15 protein-coding genes are annotated in these 18,730 nt (G+C 65.7%); 7 read left to right on the forward strand and 8 right to left on the reverse strand.

All coding sequences use genetic code 11. The features are described 5' to 3' along the window. Positions 1–2 precede the first annotated feature (2 nt). From OJJ21_RS01560 to OJJ21_RS01590, 7 genes are all read left to right on the forward strand, one after another. Complete coding sequence (locus tag OJJ21_RS01560) at positions 3–563, forward strand: TRAP transporter small permease subunit (RefSeq protein ID WP_297682618.1); 561 nt, start codon at positions 3–5, stop codon at positions 561–563. Further along, the gene (locus OJJ21_RS01565) at positions 550–1,875 is read left to right on the forward strand and encodes a TRAP transporter large permease subunit (protein ID WP_297682619.1); all 1,326 of its coding nucleotides are present in this window, start codon (positions 550–552) and stop codon (positions 1,873–1,875) included. Before OJJ21_RS01560 ends, OJJ21_RS01565 begins: the two co-directional genes overlap by 14 nt. A gap of 56 nt (positions 1,876–1,931) precedes the next feature. Further along, positions 1,932–3,536: a gamma-glutamyltransferase family protein gene (locus tag OJJ21_RS01570; RefSeq protein ID WP_297682620.1), complete on the forward strand. Its 1,605-nt coding sequence runs from the start codon at positions 1,932–1,934 to the stop codon at positions 3,534–3,536. A gap of 139 nt (positions 3,537–3,675) precedes the next feature. After that, positions 3,676–7,014, forward strand: a complete 3,339-nt coding sequence (locus OJJ21_RS01575; RefSeq protein ID WP_297682621.1) for a transglutaminase family protein — start codon at positions 3,676–3,678, stop codon at positions 7,012–7,014. Between the two features lie 123 nt (positions 7,015–7,137). Next, a complete protein-coding gene (locus tag OJJ21_RS01580; protein ID WP_297682622.1) occupies positions 7,138–9,669 on the forward strand; it encodes a circularly permuted type 2 ATP-grasp protein in 2,532 nt (843 codons plus the stop codon). Position 9,670: 1 nt separating this feature from the next. Beyond that, the gene (locus OJJ21_RS01585) at positions 9,671–10,570 is read left to right on the forward strand and encodes a transglutaminase family protein (protein ID WP_297682623.1); all 900 of its coding nucleotides are present in this window, start codon (positions 9,671–9,673) and stop codon (positions 10,568–10,570) included. A gap of 39 nt (positions 10,571–10,609) precedes the next feature. After that, entirely contained in the window at positions 10,610–10,939 is a 330-nt protein-coding gene (locus tag OJJ21_RS01590) for a hypothetical protein (RefSeq protein ID WP_297682624.1), read from the forward strand. A gap of 3 nt (positions 10,940–10,942) precedes the next feature. On the opposite strand, the gene hpxZ is transcribed toward OJJ21_RS01590, so the two are convergent. From hpxZ to OJJ21_RS01630, 8 genes are read right to left on the reverse strand one after another with little or no spacing between them, the layout of a single operon-like run. Then, complete coding sequence (gene hpxZ / locus OJJ21_RS01595) at positions 10,943–11,326, reverse strand: oxalurate catabolism protein HpxZ (protein WP_297682625.1); 384 nt, start codon at positions 11,324–11,326, stop codon at positions 10,943–10,945. 8 nt (positions 11,327–11,334) lie between these two features. After that, positions 11,335–12,723 carry an AtzE family amidohydrolase gene (locus tag OJJ21_RS01600; RefSeq protein WP_297682626.1) on the reverse strand — a complete coding sequence of 463 codons (1,389 nt, stop codon included), beginning with the start codon at positions 12,721–12,723 and terminating at the stop codon, positions 11,335–11,337. A 10-nt stretch (positions 12,724–12,733) separates the two neighbouring features. Next, on the reverse strand, positions 12,734–12,922 hold the full coding sequence (locus OJJ21_RS01605) for a DUF4089 domain-containing protein (protein WP_297682627.1): 189 nt from the start codon (positions 12,920–12,922) through the stop codon (positions 12,734–12,736). Then, entirely contained in the window at positions 12,919–14,019 is a 1,101-nt protein-coding gene (locus tag OJJ21_RS01610; RefSeq protein WP_297682628.1) for an oligopeptide/dipeptide ABC transporter ATP-binding protein, read from the reverse strand. The genes OJJ21_RS01605 and OJJ21_RS01610 overlap by 4 nt, the downstream gene beginning before the upstream one ends. Beyond that, entirely contained in the window at positions 14,016–14,987 is a 972-nt protein-coding gene (locus tag OJJ21_RS01615) for an ABC transporter ATP-binding protein (RefSeq protein ID WP_297682629.1), read from the reverse strand. The genes OJJ21_RS01610 and OJJ21_RS01615 overlap by 4 nt, the downstream gene beginning before the upstream one ends. A gap of 31 nt (positions 14,988–15,018) precedes the next feature. Beyond that, complete coding sequence (locus OJJ21_RS01620; protein WP_297682630.1) at positions 15,019–15,870, reverse strand: ABC transporter permease; 852 nt, start codon at positions 15,868–15,870, stop codon at positions 15,019–15,021. After that, entirely contained in the window at positions 15,867–16,880 is a 1,014-nt protein-coding gene (locus tag OJJ21_RS01625) for an ABC transporter permease (protein WP_297682631.1), read from the reverse strand. Before OJJ21_RS01625 ends, OJJ21_RS01620 begins: the two co-directional genes overlap by 4 nt. 29 nt (positions 16,881–16,909) lie before the next feature. Continuing rightward, positions 16,910–18,553, reverse strand: a complete 1,644-nt coding sequence (locus tag OJJ21_RS01630) for an ABC transporter substrate-binding protein (protein WP_297682632.1) — start codon at positions 18,551–18,553, stop codon at positions 16,910–16,912. Positions 18,554–18,730: the final 177 nt, after the last annotated feature.

Consider the following 18,730-nt stretch of genomic DNA (forward strand, 5'->3'; position numbering starts at 1 on the left):
CCATGCTGGCTTTGCGTCTGGAGTCCGCCGCCCGCATGCTCGATCTGGTGGTCGAGCATAGCGGGCGGTTCGCATCCTGGGCCGGCTTTGCGCTGGTTCTGGTGATGGCCTTCAATGTCCTGCTGCGCTACCTGTTCCACACCGGCTCGGTGGCGATGCAGGAACTCGAATGGCATCTGATGGCGCCGGTCTCGCTACTCTGCATCGCCTATGCGATCAAGCATGAAGGCCATGTGCGGGTCGATATCCTCTACGGCCGCTTTTCACCGCGCACCAAGCAGGCGCTGGAAGTGGTGTCCTGCCTGGTCGCGGTTGCTTTCTCCGTCATCATCATCAAGCTCAGCATAGGCTATGTGATGCAGTCCTACCTGATCGGCGAGACATCGCCCGATCCCGGCGGGTTGCCCTATCGCTTCCTGCTCAAGGCGATGATTCCAGCGGGCTTCCTCCTGCTGCTGGTGCAGAGTCTTGCCGCGACCCTGCGCGCCCTGATTCCTTTCTGCGGCGGCAGCATTCCGCCCGAAGCGCAACCCGACAAGCCGTTTGAACATGCCGCTGAATGAAATCCTGGCGCTGTCCTGTATCGCGTCCTTCTTTGTCCTGCTCGCGCTTGGCATTCCGGTCGCCCTGACCCTGGCGATCAGCGGCTTTTTCTTCGGCTGGCTCGGCTTCGGATCGCTGCTGTTCAACCTGCTGCCGGCGCGCATCTACGGCGTGACAGCGAATTACACGCTGATCGCCATTCCGCTGTTCGTCTTCATGGGCATGATGCTGGAAAAATCCCGCATCGCCGATGAACTGATGGAGGTGATCGGCCATCTTGCCGGCGGTCTGCGCGGCGGCATGGGCATCGGCATCGTGCTGGTCGGTGTACTGATGGGCGCCACCACCGGCATCGTCGGCGCCACCATCGTGACTTTGGGCCTGCTCACGCTGCCCACCCTGCTGCGGCGCGGCTATAACAAAAGCATCGCCTGCGGCACCATCTGCGCCTCCGGCACGCTGGGTCAGATCATCCCGCCCAGCACCCTGATCATCCTGCTGGCCGATATCCTCGGCCAGTCGGTCGGCACGCTGTTCGCCGCCGCCGTGCTGCCCGGCTTGTTGCTGGCCGGTATCTTCTGCATCTTCATGATCGTGCTCGGCATGGTGCGGCCCGATATGGTGCCGCCGATCCCCGCCGAAGAACGCTTTGCCATGACGCGGCAGGAGCTGCTGCGCAAGACCTTCAAGGTCGGCCTGCCGCCGATTGCGCTCGTTCTGGCAGTGCTCGGTTCGATCATCGGCGGCATTGCCGCACCCACCGAAGCCGCCTCAATGGGCGCGCTCGGCAGCATCCTGGTGGCGGCCATCGCCGGCCGCTTCAACTGGGCCATGCTGAAGGAAACCGTCTACGCCACCGGGCGGATCACGGCGTCGATGATGTTCATCCTGATCTGCGCGCAGGTGTTTGCACTCGCCTTCCGTGGTCTGCAGGGCGAACAGCTGGTGCATGACTTCTTCAAACTGGTTCCCGGCGGCATCGAGGGCGTGCTGTGGTTCATGATGATCCTGATCTTCATCCTCGGTTTCTTCATCGAATGGATCGAGATCAGCTACATCGTCGTGCCGCTGTTCCTGCCGGTACTGCAGGCGGCGAATGTCGACCTTGTCTGGGTCGCCACCCTGATTGCCATGAACATGCAGACGTCATTCCTCACGCCGCCGTTCGGCTGGGCGCTGTTCTACCTGCGCGGCGTGGCGCCGCCGCAGGTGACGACCATGGATATTTACAAAGGCGTGGTGCCGTTCATCGGCCTGCAGGTCGCTGCCGTCGTGATCCTGTTTTACATGCCCGGCATCGCCACCTGGCTGCCACGCGCCATTGGCTGGTGAATGGGGCTGATGAGCCGGGGCTGGCATCCGTTTCGGCCTTGTCGTAAAGACGAGCCATGCTGAATACACCGCGCGCCCGTCGGGGCATGGTCACCGCCCCGCATCATCTGGCTGCCGAAGCCGGCCTCGCCGTGCTGCGCGAGGGCGGCAATGCCATCGAGGCGACGGTGGCGATGGCCGCATGCCTCACGGTGGTCTATCCGCATATGACCGGCATCGGCGGCGACGGCTTCTGGCTGATCGCGGCGCCCGGGCAGGAGCCTGTCGCGGTCGAGGCCTGCGGTCGCGCTGCGATGGCGGCCACGCCGGAGCTGTATAAATCGAAAGGCCTCGGCAGCATTCCCTGGCGCGGGCCGTTAGCGGCCAATACCGTGGCCGCCACGGTGAGCGGCTGGGGCGAGGCCATGAAGCTGAGCGCGGAACTCGGCGGCCGGCTGCCGCTGTCGCGTCTGGTGTCCGAGGCGGTCTGGCATGCCGAACACGGCTTTGCCGTCACCCAGAGCCAGCATGACCTGACCACCGAGAAGATGCCCGAGCTGAAGGATGCGCCGGGCTTTGCCGCGCGTTTTCTGCCCAATGGTGCGCCGCCGGCCGAGCGCAGCGTCATGACGCTGCCTGCGCTCGGCGCGACGCTGAAGGCCATTGGCGCGGCCGGCACCGAGGATTTCTATCGCGGCGCTCTGGCCAAGAAGATTGCGGCCGATCTGGCCAGGGCCGGCAGCCCGGTGACGGCCGACGATCTCGCGCGCCACCAGGCCCGCCGTGTCGCCCCGCTCAGCGTCGCGCTCAAGGCGGCAAGGCTGTTCAATTTCCCGCCGCCGACGCAGGGCCTGTCCTCGCTGATGATCCTGGCACTGTTTGAGCGACTGGGCGTGACCGAGGCCGAAGACTTTGCCCATATCCATGGTCTGGTCGAGGCCACCAAGCAGGCCTTTCTGGTACGCGACCGCATCATCGGCGATCCCGAGGCGATGCCGGAGCCGCCGCAGAAATATCTCGAACCTGCCATGCTCGATGCGCTCGCGGCCAGGATCGACCGCCGCAAGGCGCTGCCCTGGCCGCAGCCGGCTTCGGGCGGCGACACCACCTGGATGGGCGCGATTGACGGCAATGGCGTCGCGGTCAGCTTCATCCAGTCGATCTATTTCGAATTCGGTTCGGGCTGCGTGCTGGATGAAACCGGCATCAACTGGCAGAACCGCGGCTCCAGCTTCCTGCTCGAAGGCCCAGAAAAGCAGAATGGGGGCCCGCGTTTGCTGGCCCCCGGCCGCATGCCCTTCCACACCCTCAACCCGGCCATGGCGCGCTTCGATGACGGCCGCATGATGGTCTACGGCACCATGGGCGGCGAGGGCCAGCCGCAGACCCAGTCGGCGCTGTTCAGTCGCTATGCCATGTTCGGCCAGGGCCTGCAGGCCGCAGTTACTGCACCGCGCTGGCTGCTCGGCAAGACCTGGGGCGAGAACAGCGTGACGCTCAAGCTGGAAAGCCGCTTCGATCCGGCCCTGGTCGCCGAACTGAAGGCCGCCGGTCACGATGTGGAAATGCTCGGCGCCTATACCGGCACCATGGGTCATGCCGGCGCCATTGTTCGGCATGCGGATGGCGTGCTGGAAGGTGCCACGGATCCGCGCAGCGACGGCGCCGCGGCCGGATTCTGACCGGGTTTCCGGCGTCTGCCTAAAATTCAGACCGGCCGGTCGGGACGGAGGCAACTCCGGGCTGCTTCAGACGTTTTCACTGGACAGCGGCGCGGCATACCGATTGCATCGTCTGGCATAAGTCCCGCCGAGAGAGCGCATGAGCATCCAGGTCGCCCTGCATCACCGCACAACCTATCGCTACGACAAGCTGATCAGCCTGGGTCCGCAGGTGGTCCGGCTGCGGCCGGCGCCGCATTGCCGTACGCCGATCATCAGCTATTCGCTGAAAATCTCGCCCAAGGACCATTTCATCAACTGGCAACAGGACCCGCAAGGTAACTACCTCGCTCGCCTGGTCTTCCCTGAACGTACCGATCATTTCGAGGTGGCGGTCGATCTGGTTGCCGACATGGCGGTGATCAACCCTTTCGATTTCTTCCTTGAGCCGGCGGCCGAGAAATACCCCTTCGACTACGATCCCGACCTGAAGGAAGACCTGGCGCCGTTCCAGCGCGCCGATCCGCCCGGCAAGCTGCTCAGCGCCTGGCTCGCCACGGTGCCGCGCAAGGCCGAGCGCACGGTGGATTTTCTTGTCGGTCTCAACCAGCGGCTTTCCAGCGAGATCAAATATCTGATCCGGCTCGAACCCGGCGTGCAGACCGCCGAGCAGACGCTGCAGCTCAAGAGCGGTTCCTGCCGCGACACCTCCTGGCTGCTGGTGCAGGCGCTGCGCCATCTCGGCTTCGCCACGCGCTTCGTCTCCGGCTACCTGATCCAGCTCGTCGCCGATGTGAAGGCGCTGGACGGCCCGTCGGGGCCGACGGCGGATTTCACCGATCTGCATGCCTGGGTCGAGGTCTATCTGCCCGGTGCCGGCTGGATCGGTCTCGATCCGACATCGGGCCTGATGGCGGGCGAGGGGCATATCCCGCTCGCCGCCACGCCCGAGCCGCAATCGGCCGCCGCCATCAGCGGCGCGATCGAGAAGGCCGAGGTCGATTTCTCCTACGACATGAAGGTGACGCGGTTCCATGAAACGCCGCGCGTCACCAAACCGATTTCCGATGCTGACTGGGACAAGATGCTCAGGCTCGGCGATGTCGTCGATGCGCGACTGAGCAGAGGCGATATGCGCCTCACCATGGGCGGCGAGCCGACCTTCGTCTCCATCGACGACATGGAAGGCGCCGAATGGAATACCGCGGCGCTCGGGCCGAACAAGCGCACGCTGGCCGGCAAGCTGATCCGCCGCCTGGCCGACCGCTTCGCGCCGGGCCATCTGCTGCATTACGGCCAGGGCAAATGGTATCCGGGCGAACAGCTGCCGCGCTGGGCACTCAGCTGCCACTGGCGCAAGGATGGCGAGCCGGTCTGGCGCGAACGCGCGCTGCTGGCGGCCGATGAAGATGCCGGCGACGGTGCCAATGTGTCGGATGCCGATATCTTCACGGCGGCCCTGGCCGAACGGCTGCAGCTCGATCCGGGTTATCGCATCCCCGGCTTCGAGGATCTCTGGTATTACATGTGGCGCGAACGCCGCCTGCCGGTGAATGTCGATCCCTTCCAGTCGCATCTCAAGGAACCGGAAGAACGCGCGCGGCTCGCCCGCATCTTCGAACAGGGCCTCGACAAGGTGGTGGGCTATGCCCTGCCGCTGACCCGCGAGCCCACAACAGATGGCGCCAAGCGCTGGCGCTCGGGGGCCTGGTTCTTCCGGCCGCAGACCATGTATCTGCTGCCCGGCGATTCACCGATGGGGCTGCGCCTGCCGCTCGATTCCCTGCCCTGGGTGACGGCGAAGGAGTATCCCTACCAGCATGCGCCGGACACCATGATGGAGCAGCCGCCGCTGCCGCCGCATGAAGTGTTCCGCCAGGCCAACCGCATCGTTGCCGACCGCATGCAGGCCTGGGCCCAGGCGCGCAACTATGCCGCCGCATCGGCACCGCGTGATCAGGCGGCGCTGCCGAAGAACCAGCAGTCCGATCCCTCCGTGGTGCGTACCGCCATGTGCATCGAGCCGCGCGGCGGGCTGCTGCATGTCTTCATGCCGCCGCTGGAACAGGCGGAAGACTATCTCGATCTGGTCACCGCGATTGAAGACACCGCGGTGGTGCTGGGCCGGAAGGTGGTGATCGAGGGCTATCTGCCGCCGCGCGATTCCCGCCTGCTGCATTTCAGCGTCACGCCAGATCCCGGTGTGATCGAGGTGAATATCCACCCCTCGTCGACCTGGCGCGAACTGGCCGAGAAGACCACGATCCTGTATGAGGAAGCGCGCCAGACCCGGCTCGGCACCGAGAAATTCATGCTCGATGGCCGCCATGTCGGCACCGGCGGCGGCAATCATGTGGTGATGGGTGCGGCGACGCCGCCTGACAGCCCATTCCTGCGCCGGCCGGACCTGCTGAAGAGCCTGGTCGGCTACTGGCAGAACCATCCGTCGCTCTCCTATCTGTTTTCCGGCCTCTTTATCGGCCCGACCTCGCAGCATCCGCGTATCGATGAGGGGCGCGACGATGCGCTGGTCAACCTGCAGATCGCCTTCGATCAGGTCGAGCAGAATCCCAATCCGGCACTCTGGCTGGTGGATCGCATCTTCCGCAACGTGCTGGTCGATATCACCGGCAACACGCACCGCACCGAATTCTGCATCGACAAGCTCTATTCGCCCGATGGCCCGACCGGTCGCCTTGGTCTGGTCGAACTGCGCGCCTTCGAAATGCCACCCGATGTGCGCATGAGCCTCGCACAGCAGCTGTTGCTGCGCGGGCTGCTCGCCACCTTCTGGGACAAGCCCTATACCCGCAAGCCGGTGCGCTGGGGCACCCGCCTGCATGACGAATTCCTGTTGCCGCATTTCTGCCTGCAGGATTTCAACGACGTGCTGGATGATCTCAGCCAGCAGGGCCTGGGCTTCGATCCGAACTGGTTCGCCGCCCATGCAGAATTCCGCTTCCCCAAGATCGGCGAACTGGCGGCGCGCGGCATCGAGCTGGAACTGCGCCATGCGCTCGAACCCTGGCATGTGCTGGGTGAGGAGGCGACCGCCGGCGGCACCGTGCGCTATGTCGACAGTTCGGTGGAGCGCCTGCAGGTGAAAGTGAAGGGTCTGGTCGATGGCCGCCATCTGGTGGCCTGCAACGGCCGCGCCGTGCCGATGCGTGCCACCGGCGTGCCCGGCGAATATGTTGCCGGCCTGCGCTACAAGGCCTGGGGGCCGCCCAGCGCCATGCATCCGAGCATCGATGTGCATACTCCGCTGGTCTTCGATCTGTTTGACACCTGGACCGGCCGCTCGCTCAGCGGGTGCACCTACCATGTCGCGCATCCCGGCGGGCGCAACTACGACACCTTCCCGGTTAACGCCAACGAGGCCGAGGCGCGCCGCCGTGCCCGCTTTTTCGCCATGGGCCATACACCGGGCAGCATGCCTGTCCCGGCGGCACAGCCGCCGGGTGAACAGCCGCTTACCCTCGACCTGCGAACCGGTTAAACTTCCCGTCCGATTCGGACGCGAAGGGCCAGCCCTGTGAATTCGCCCCTGCAGGTCCCGGTTTCACCGGCTCCAACCACGGCTTCCGGCGCGGCGGCCGCACGGACTGCCGCGCCTGCCGCCGTGTCCGGGAGTCTGGCCGACGCCTATGACGAGATGGTCACCGGCCAGGGACTGATCCGTGGCCATTGGCAGCCGCTGCTCGCCACCCTGAGCGAACTGGGGCCGTCCGGCCTGGCCGAACGTGCCGAGCGCGGTCGCCAGTATCTGGAAGACGAGGGCGTCACCTATAATCTCTACGAACTGCCTGACGGCACCGGCGGCGCCATTGCGCCGCCTTTGCCCGAGCAGCGGCCCTGGCGGCTGGATCCGGTGCCGGTGCTGCTGTCGGCCGAGGAATGGGCCGGTATCGAGGCTGGCCTGATCCAGCGTGCGCGCCTGCTCGATGCCGTGCTGCGCGATCTCTACGGACCGATGTCCCTGCTGCACGAGAGGCGCATCCCGCCGGCGCTGGTCTATGGCCACCGCGATTTCCTGCGCGCCGCGCGCCGCACCGACGGAAAACCCCAGGGCCGCATGCTGCAGCATTATGCCGCCGAGCTGGTGCGCGGCCCGGATGGCATCTGGCGCGTGATTGCCGACCGCAGCCAGGCTCCGGCCGGTGCGGGCTACGCCCTGCAGAATCGCCGCGTGATGTCGCGCCTGCTGGGCCAGGCATTGCGGCAATGCCGCGTGCGGCCGCTGAATGCCTATTTCGAATACTGGCAGGCCGATCTGTCCAACCGCGCGCCGCGGCTGCAGAGCGGCGCGCAGTCGGACAATCCGCGTGTCGTGCTGCTGACGCCGGGCCCCTATAACGAGGCCTATTTCGAGCATATCTATCTGGCGCGCGAACTGGGTGCCACGCTGGTGGAAGGCGCCGATCTCACCATGCGCGAGGGCCGCGTCTTCCTGAAGACATTGGCGGGTCTCGAGCCGGTCGATGTCATCATGCGGCGTCTGGATGGCGAATGGTGCGATCCGCTGGAACTGCGTGCCGATTCCACGCTCGGTGTCGTCGGCCTGATGCAGGCGGCACGCGATGGCCAGGTGGTGGTGTGCAATGCCGTTGGCAGCGGCCTGGCCGGTGCGCCGGCGCTGCATGCTTTCCTGCCGAAACTGGCGCAGCAGCTGATCGGCGAAGACCTCGCCATGCCCTCCATCGCCACCTGGTGGTGCGGACAGTCCTACGCGCTGAAGGAAGTGGAACAGAATTTCGACAAGATGGTGATTCGCGGTGCCTATGGCCTGAACGACCAGCCGGTTGTCGTCGCCGCCCTGCCTGATGCTGAAAAGGTCAGCCTGCTGGCGCAGATCAAGGCGCATCCTGGCGATTACGTGGCACAGGAGCGTATCGTTCCGTCGGTTTCGCCCGGCCTCGGCGCCAATGGACTTGAGCCGCAGCCGATCCTGCTGCGTGTGCAGGTGGTGGCCGATGGCGACGATTATGTGGTGATGCCGGGCGGTCTGGCCCGCGTGCCGGCACAGAATGATCCCTTCGGCGCCACGCTGCAGCGCGGCGGCGTCAACAAGGATGTCTGGGTCGTCGCCAAGGATCAGTCGCCCACCATCATCCGTGGCAGCAGCACGCGCCAGCGCCTGGCACTGCGGCGTTCGTCGGGGACCCTGCAGAGCCGCGTGGCCGACGACCTGTTCTGGCTCGGCCGCTCGGTTGAACGGCTCGATGACGGCGCCCGCCTGCTGCGCGCCGTGCTCACGCGTCTGGTCGGCGAATTCGCCTCCGCGCGCGACATGGTCGAGATGGCGGTGCTGGCCCGTGCGCTGGCGCGCTGCGGCATCCTCGATCAGCGCGCCGCTGCGGCGCCGCCCGATTCCGCCCTGTTCGCCGGCGCGATTACGCGCGCCTGCACCTCCGGCCAGCTGCTGGGCCAGACGCTGGATGGCATTGAACGGCTGGCCGCCGTCTCCCGCCACCGCTTCTCGGCCGATATGTGGCGCATGTTCAACCATCTGCTCGGCGAGCTGCGCCAGAGCCGGCCGTCTGCCACCGGCGATGCCGATGCCATGCTGGAATTCTGCGACCAGATGATCCGCGCCACCGCGGCCATCGCCGGCATGCTGTCGGAACACATGACGCGCGGCTCGGGCTGGCGCTTCATCGATTTCGGCCGCCGGCTGGAGCGCGCGATTTTCATCACCCGCAGTGTTTCGGCCGCCACCACGGTGCTCGGTGCCAGCAGCGACTCGGCCTTCCGTATCGCCCTGGAAGTCAGCGATTCCACGCTCACCTACCGGCGCCGCTACCGCGCCTCGCTGCAGGCCGCCGCCGTCTTCGATCTGCTGCTGCTCGATGCCAGCAATCCGCACGCCCTGGCTTTCCAGCTGCATGCCATGGCCCAGCATCTCGACGCGATGCCCAATTCCGAAGCGCCGCCGCGCGGTGCCGATTGCATGGCTCTGGCGCGGCCGTTTGCTGATCTGGTGGTGCTGTTCGACCGCGACGAGATCGGCCGCGAGGAGATGGTGCAGCTCGCCGCCCGCCTGCGCGGCAGCCTGGATGCCGCCGGTGATGCGCTGATGGATGTCTCCGATCAGCTGTCACGCACCTATTTCAGTCACGTGCAGGTCGCGCGTTCTTTCGGCTTCGGGTCGTAACATGCGCTACCGCCTGCGCCATACCACCTCCTACACCTATTCCTGGGCAGTCGATATCTCGCACCACATGCTGCATCTGGCGCTGCCGGACCTGCCGCGCCAGCGCGTCAAGTCCTGCACGGTCAGCACCAGCCCGTCGGCCGGTCGCATGTCGGAGCAGCAGGATCATTTCGGCAATCGTGTCGCCTGGCTGACGCTGGGTGAATCGCATACTCGCTTCAATGTCGAGCTGCGCGCCGAAGTCGAGGTCGATCCGGTGCAGGCGCCCGATCCCGAGGCGACGCCCGGCTGGGAAAGCCTGCGCGATGCCCTGGCCGGCGATGGCTTCCCCGTGCCGGTGGCGGAAAGCGAATTCATCCATGACTCGCCGCTGGCGCTGCCGAGCGACGAGGCGATCCGCTATGCGCTCGCCAGTTTCACGCCAGGCCGGCCGGTGCTGGCGGCGGCGCGCGACCTGACCGGGCGAATCTATAAGGATTTCCGCTACGATCCCATGGCGACGGAAATCTTCACCCCGGTCGCTGCCGTGATGCAGAAACGCGCCGGCGTCTGCCAGGATTTCGCCCATCTGGAAATCGCCATGCTGCGCGGCCTGGGGCTCGCCGCGCGTTATGTCTCGGGCTATATCCGCACGCTGCGCGCCGGCGATGCGCCGGTCAGCGGCCTGCCCAACACGGCTCTGCGGGGCGCCGATGCCAGCCATGCCTGGATCAGCCTGTGGTGCGGGCCGGATCACGGCTGGATCGATCTCGATCCCACCAACAACCTGATCTGCTCGGACGAGCATGTCACCGCCGCTTTCGGCCGCGATTACGGCGATATCAGTCCGGTGCGCGGCGTGGTGCTGGGCGGCGGGCCGCATCGCATCGGCGTCGCTGTCGAACTGGTGCCGCTCGCCTGAGGCGTCCCGCTGCATCGCAGCCCATCCCCGGAGAAGCGCATGCCCAACCATCTGCCCTATACCGCACGCACAAAAACCGGCGATGTTTTCGAGATCAGCTTTCCGCTGCATCGAGAGACGGGTTCGCCGATGCGGGTGTCGCAGCTGCTGACCGCCGTGCTCGATACGCTCGACCGCGAGATCGGCCTGCTCGGCGACACCAGCAACGGCGATGTGCTGCAGGCGCTGACCATGGCGACCGCGATCCGCGCGGCCATGATCCATGCGCCGCTGCCGGTCAGCGAACGGCTGGCTGCCGAGTTACTGGCCTCTGCGTTATCCGGCATGGGGCAGGCCGAGCGCCGCAGCCCCACCGCCGGTCATGCATGAGTTTTAAGCCGGGTCCTGCAGCAGGCTGACATGCGCGCTGACCACGCGCCAGCCTTCGGGCGTGCGGATCCAGGTCTGGCTCTGCCGTCCGGTCCTGGTGGAATTGGCGCGCTTGAATTCGGTATTCGCCGTGGCGAAGTCGCGGCCGTAGGTGGTGATGCGCGTATTGTAAATCTCGCGCTCCAGCCCCGCCGAGGGCCGTCCGGCACGAAACGCCATGATCTCGTCGTAGGAATGCAGATTCTCGGTCACGCCGTAGCGCATGGTCAGCGGGCTGTTGTGGAACAGCTCGTCCAGCACGGCGACATCGTTGCTGGTCAGCGCCTTTTCGTAACGCATGAAGGCGGTGGTCATCTCGGCCACGACCTCGGGAATGTTGATATCCATGCAATCCTCTAGACAGCTTTCGATGCGGCAATGCCGATGGATTCCAGTCGCCGCGCCACCCGCAGGGCCAGCTCTTCCTTCCACGGCGCGGCGATGATCTGCACACCGATGGGCAGCTTGCCGGCCCGCTCGGCATAAGGTGCCGCGACCACCGGCAGGCCGATAGCCGAGATCGGCTGCGTGAACAGACCAAGATTGGCGCGCACCGGCATCTCCACGCCGTTCAGTGTCATCATCGCCTGGCCGAGTTTCGGCGCCACGCGCGGCGTCGCCGGCGCCAGGATGATATCGACCTCTTTGAACAGTTCGGCGGCGCGCGCCTGGTACCAGCGGCGGAAACGATGCGCCTGCACCAGCCAGTCAGCGGGAAGCATCAGGCCGGCGAGGAAGCGGTCGCGCACGGCGGGATCGAAATCCATGGCCCGCGTCTTCAGGCGTTCGCGATGGAGATTCGCCCCTTCGACTGTCGTGATCACATAGGCGGCCGCACGGCCGCGTCCGGCTTCGGGGACGGTGACGCGACGTTCGGTCTTCAGCGCTTTGGCAAAGGCAGCGACGGCTTCATGCACTTCCGGATCGCCCTGATCGGCGAAATAGCCGTCGGCGACGGCGATGCGCAGGCCGTCGATGCCGGCATCAAGTTTGGCCGTCACCGGCTCGGCCGGCTTCTGCGCGCACCAGGTATCCATGTCGTCCGGTCCCTGCATGGCGTCGTAGCTGAGCGCCAGGTCGGTCACCGAACGCGTCATCGGTCCGAGATGGTCGAGGTCGGCCACGAAGGGGAAGCTGCCGTGGCGGCTGAGCCGGCCGAAGGTCGGTTTCAGGCCGAACAACCCGCAGAGCGAGGACGGCACGCGAATCGAGCCGTTGGTATCCGATCCCAGCGCCAGCGGCACCATGCCCGATGCCACCGCAGTGCCCGAGCCGCCCGAGGACCCGCCCGACATGCAGGTCGGGTCATGCGGATTGCGCGACGGGCCGTAATGGATGTTCTCACCGGTGAAGTCATAGGCGTATTCGCCCATGTTCAGCGCGCCGACCAGGATGGCACCGGCGGCTTCCAGCCGCTGCACCAGCGCCGCATCGGCTCCGGCCGGCGGGCTGTCGCGATTGATCTTCGATCCGGCCAGGGTCGCGAGGCCTGCGACATCGAACAGGTTTTTCACCGCGAATGGAACACCTGCGAGCGGGCCTAACATCTTGCCCTCGTCGCGCGCCTGGTCGATGGCGGCGGCGCGCGCGCGGGCGCGTTCGGAGGTGACGGCGGTGAAGGCATTCAGCGCCGGATTGCTGCTCTCAATGCGCGCCAGGGAGACCCGTAGCGCCTCGGTGGCGGACAACTTGCCGTCGCGCACGGCGGCGGCAATCTCGAAAGCCTTGCTCTGGACATCGATCATGGTGTTGGGCTTACGGCTTGAATACCGAGGCGGGCTCGATCGTGTCGGGCAGCGGGAAGCTCAGCACGGCCTGCGCGATCTGGCGCGAGCGCACCAGGTTGTCGAGTACGGCGGGTTTCCACTCCGGGGCAATGTCCAGCCCCATCGCGGCGGCGGCCGCCTCCAGATAGGCTTCGGCGTCGAACGCATCCTGGCTCATGCAACATCCTCGATCAGCGAATCCGGTTCATCGGTGTCCGCGCGTACAGTATCGATCCCAGTATCGATGATTGGGAAGTGGCAGGCAACGGAATGGCCGGGCCCGACACCCTGCAGCAGCGGCATGGCCTGTGTGCAGGCCTCAGTCCCCTGCGGACACCTGCCGTGGAAGCGGCAGACTTTCGGATCCGGGTCGATCGGGCTGCGCGGCTCGCCGCTGATGCGCAGGCGCGGCACAGAAGCCGCGCCGTCGCTCCCCTTGATCTGGTCGAAATGCGGAATCGCCGACAGCAGCGCCCTGGTATAGGGATGCGCCGGATGGCGGAACACCCGCTCGGCCGGGCCGGTCTCGACGATGCGACCGAGATACATCACCATCACGCGGTCGCAGAGCAGCCGTACCACGTTGAGGTCGTGGCTGACGAACAGGTAGCTCATGCCAAGCCGCTGTTTCAGGTCGTCGAGCAGCTGCAGGATCACCACCTGCACCGAGACGTCCAGCGCCGCCGTCGGTTCGTCCAGGATCAGCAGATCGGGTTCCACCGCGATGGCGCGCGCGATGCCGACGCGCGCCTTCTGGCCGCCCGACAGCTGGTGCGGAAAGCGCCCGAGCAGTTCCAGCGGCAGACCGCACATGGCGGCCAACTCTTCCACGCGGGCCTTCAGCGCCTCGCGCGGCAGCGGCTTCAGCCGGCGGAGCGGATCGGCGATGGCGGCAAAGGCCGTGAAGCGCGGATTGAGGCTGTCGCCGGCATCCTGAAACACCATCTGGATGCGCGGGCGATAGAGACTCTTGCCGAAGCCTTTCGCCGGCAGATGACCGATCTCCTCGCCATCCAACTGGATGCTGCCGTCGGTGAGATCGAGCAGGCGGGTCAGCAGGCGCACCAGGGTCGACTTGCCGCAGCCGCTTTCGCCGACCAGGCCGAGCGTCTCGCCCCTGGCGATGGTGAAGGTGACGTCGTCCACGGCGTGCAGTCTGGGGACCGGCCCTGCAGAACCGCGTGCTCTGGCGAACAGGCCGGGCGTCTTGCCGATCGGGAAATGCTTGTGCAGCGACTGGGCATCCAGCAGCGGCGTGTTGAAAATATCCTTCATAGCGGATTCCAGCAGGCGACCATGCTGTTCCTCTGTTCGCCCAGCACATGCGGCAGGGCCTGGTCGCAGCGCGGCTGGCGCCGCTCGCAGCGCGCGCTGTAGCGGCATGAGGCGATTTCGGCGGCGCGCAGGTCGGGCAGGTTGCCGGGAATGGCGACCAGATCGCGCAGGCGCACGCTCGGCTTCGGCGTCGCCGCGATCAGCTTGGCGGTATAGGGGTGGCGGGGATGCGCAAACAGGTCCGCCGTCGGCGCCGCCTCGACGATATGGCCGGCATGCATCACCACGATCTGGTCGCAGTATTCCGCCGCCATGCCGAGATCGTGGGTGATCAGCAGCGTCGCCATGCCCTGTTCGGCGCCCAGCTCGGCGATCAGGTCCATGATTGCCGCCTGCGTGGTGACGTCAAGGCCCGTCGTGGGTTCGTCGGCGATCAGCATCTTGGGCGCGCAGCTCAGTGCGATGGCGATCATGATGCGCTGGCACATGCCGCCCGACAGTTCGAAGGGATAGGCCCTGGCGCGCCGTTCCGGATCGGGAATGCGCACGCGGGCCAGCATCTCGATGGCGCGTTGCGGCGCTTCGCGGCGGGTGACGTTGCCATGCTGCAGCAGCACATCGGCGATCTGGTCGCCGACGCGGCGGATCGGATTCAATGCGACGCGCGGATTCTGGAAGATCATCGACATTTCGCGGCCGCGGATGTCGCGCATCACCGCTTCCGGCGCCTGCAGCACGTCCAGGCCGCCGAAGGTGGCGGTGCCATGACTGACGCGGCCGGCGGCATCGAGAATGCCCATCACGGTAAAGGCCGTCACCGACTTGCCTGAACCGGACTCGCCGACGATGGCGACCATCTCGCCCTTGTTGACGGTGAAGCTGACCCGCTCCAGCGCCTTGACGATGCCGCCGCGGGTGCGGAATTCGACGCTGAGATTGTCGACGCTGAGGACGGGGACGGCACTCATGTGCGCCTCGCCGTATATCTGGTCGGCGCACTCATGTGCGCCTCCTGGGGTCCACGATATCGCGCAACCCGTCGCCCAGCAGGTTGAAGCAGAACACCGCCGTCATCAGGGCGAGGCCGGGAAACAGCGCCACCCACCATTCGCCGGAAATCATCAGCGCGGCGCCCTCGGCCACCAGGATGCCCCATTCCGGTGTCGGCGGCGCGATCCCCAGGCCGATGAACGACAGGCCGGCGGCATTGAGGATGGCATAGCCCATGGTGAGCGAGCACTGCACCATCAGGATCGGCAGGATATTGGGCAGGATCTGCAAGAGAAGAATCCGCCCCTCGCCGTTGCCTGACAGTCGCGCGGCTTCCACGAAACCGGCGTTGCGCCGGATATTGGCCTCGGCGCGGGCGACGCGCGCGTAAAGCGGCGTGTTGATGATGGCGGTGGCCAGCACGATATTGCCCACCGTGTTGCCCAGGGCCGCGACGATGCCCATGGCCAGCACGAACAGCGGAAAGGCCATGATCGTGTCGGCGAGCCGGCCCACGGCGCGGTCGACCCAGCCACCGAAAAAGCCGGCGGCGATGCCGGCCAGCGCGCCGATGGCGAAGGTCAGGATCACCGAGGCAAAAGCGATGCCGAGATCGAGCCGGGTCGCCACCAGCACGCGGCTGAAAATATCGCGGCCGAGCGCATCGGTGCCGAACCAGTGCGCGGCAGATGGCGGCCTGAGCGTTGCCGCGCCATCGGTGGCGAGCGGATCGTACGGCGCCAGCCAGGGCCCGAAGATGGCGCAGAACAGGATGAAACCGAACAGGCCGAAGGCAAACAGCGTGACCGGATTCTCGGTCAGCACATAGCGCACATGCTTCAGCGTCGCGGTCGTCGTCATGACTCGAACCCCACGCGCGGATCGATCACGATGTAAAGCACGTCGATGGCCAGGTTGAGCATCACGTAAAGCAGCGCCATGGTCAGCACGAAGCCCTGGATCGGTGCATAGTCGGATGCCACCAGCGCCTCAATGGCGAAAGTGCCGATGCCGGGCCAGGAGAAGACTTTCTCGACCAGCACATTGGCGCCGAGCAGGAAGGAGAACACCATGCCCAGCGTGGTCACCACCGGCAGCATGGCGTTGCGGAAGGCATAGCCGTAGACGATCTTGCCCTTGGGCAGGCCCGACGCGCGCGCGGTGCGGATGAAGTCGCTGCCCAGCACCTCCAGCATGGCGGCGCGGGTCATGCGCGCCAGCGGCGCCAGCGTGAAGACGGCAAGCGCGGTCACCGGCAGCAGCAGCTGCGCCAGCGCGGCGCGGAAGATTTCGAGATTGCCTTCGATCAGCGCATCGATGGTATAGAAGCCGGTCACGGTCGTCGGCGCCGAATAGAAGATGTCGAGCCGCCCCAGTGGTGCCGGCGCCCAGCCGAGCCGGTAATACAGCACATAGACCAGCAGCAGTCCGGTGAAGAAGGCCGGCAGCGATACGCCCGCCGTGGTGACGACGCGGCACAGATGATCGATCCACGACCCCGGCCGCGTGGCCGCCAGCACGCCGAGTGGCACGGCGATCAGCACCGAGACCAGCAGACCGTAGAGCGTGAGTTCCAGCGAGGCCGGCAGCCGGGTGCGGATTTCGGTCAGCACCGGCTGGCCGGTGGCGATCGAATTGCCCAGGTTGCCGGTGGCGAGATCCTTGATGTAGACGACGAACTGTTCCGGCAGGGTCTTGTCGAGGCCGAGGCTGCGGCGCACTTCCTCGATGGCCTGCGGTGTTGCCGCGGGCCCGGCGAAATAGGCGGCCGGGTCGCCGGGCAGGGCACGGGTGAGGACGAAGGTGACCACCAGCACGCCGATCACGCTGGGAATCGCGCTGACGATCCGCTTGCCGATCAGGGACAGCATGGCCGGCCTTCGTCCGTTCCCGCTTACGCTTACTTCTTCTCGATCTGGCGGAAATCGAGCTGGCGGTGGAACCAGTAGGTATAGCCCTTGATGTTCTTCTGCATGCCGACATCGAGAATCTGCTGATACAGCGGGATGCGCGGCGCCTCGTCCATCGCCAGCTTGATGAAGCCCATCACCTCGTTCTTGTACTTGGCCGGATCGGCCTCGTAGCGCGCGGCGTCGATCAGCGCGTCCATCTTCGGATTCTGGTAGGCCATGGTGTTGAACACCGCATTCTGGCCGTGATAGCCCCAGAAGAAGAAATAATCCGGGAAGTTCAGCCAGCCGCCGAAGCTGGCGATATGGATCGGGCGGTTTTTCTGCAGCATGGCGTTGCGGAAATTGGCGCCCGGAATCTTCTCGATGGTGGCCTTGATGCCGATCTTGCCGAGCGCCTCCTGCAGCAGCACGGCTTCCGGCTCCGACGCGGTGGCATCGCCCAGGTCGATCGAGATGGTGGTCTCGAAGCCGTCCGGATAGCCGGCCTCGGTCAGCAGCTGCTTGGCCTTGGCCAGATCGGTCTTGTAGGGGAAGGGCTGCGGCCAGCTGGCATCCTTGGGCGCATCGCCCGGTCCCATCGCCATCGGAATGCCGCGGCCGTAGACCGCCGACTTGTAGATCTGCTCATAGGGCACGGCATGGGCCACCGCCTGACGCACCTTGGCATTGTCGAAGGGCTTCTGGGTGGTGACCAGGCCGATGTATTTCAGCGAATTCTCGATCGGCACGCCGACCACGATGTATTTGCCGGTGCCTTTCTCGGCGACGATCTCGGCCGAATCCTTCTGCGGCATGTCGACCGAGATATCGGCATCGCCACGTTCCATCAGGGCGCGGCGGTTGCCCGGCGAAGGCACCTCGCGGATGATCACGCGCTTGATCTTGGGCAGCGGACCGCTCTTCCAGTCGTCGTTGCGGTTGAAGGTGATTTCCTGGCCCGGCGACCATTTGTCCAGCTTGAAGGCACCGCCGGCGGCGGAGTTGGTCTTCATCCACTCCATCGCCCAGGGGTCCTTGTCGGTGGCATGCTGCCTGGCCAGCTTGGAATTGAAGATCGCCGGCACCACCACCGCCATATCGGGCAGCGACAGCTTGTCCTGCTTGGGCAGGTCGACGCGGAAGGTGTAATCGTCCACCACCACGAACTGTTCGGGTTTCTCCAGGCTGCCGGCCTTCATCTGGAAGGTCGGGAAGCCGCCGACGCTGACGGCGCGGTCATACGACCATTTCACATCGGCCGCGGTGACCGGCGCGCCATCGTGGAATTTGGCATCCTTGCGCAGTTTGAAGGTGACCGACTTGCCGTCCGGCGCCATCGCGTAGCTCTCGGCCAGTTCCGGCACGATCTTGCTGTAGTCGTAAGACTGCGTGCCGTCGGGCAGCGTCTTGATGCCGAAAGTCACCAGGCGGTCGTACATGTTCCAGGCCGCCACATAAGAGCGGAAGCTGGTGCCGACGCCATGGATATCCATGCTGTTGGGGCCGTTCTCCACCAGCACCACCAGGGTTTCCTGGCGCGACTGTGCGAAGGCCGGAGTGCCGGCGAGTGCGACTGCCGCAAGAATGGCCGACGACGCGAACAGGAAGACACGCCGATGGATGGGCAGGCGGTACATGGACAATAGCGACATGGTTGGAGCCCCCGGGCTGCGTTGTGCTTTGCATACACGGTGCAACGCGCGTGCCATGCCTCTGCGGCGGGCCGGCCGCTTCGGGTAATCGTCTGATCGGGCTGCGGGAATCCTCCGTTTGAGGAATTTTCGCCGGCCGGGTGCTTGATTGGCGTCGCCCGAAATATGACTAAATTA

Source organism: Ferrovibrio sp., assembly GCF_025869515.1.
Lineage (GTDB): Bacteria > Pseudomonadota > Alphaproteobacteria > Ferrovibrionales > Ferrovibrionaceae > Ferrovibrio.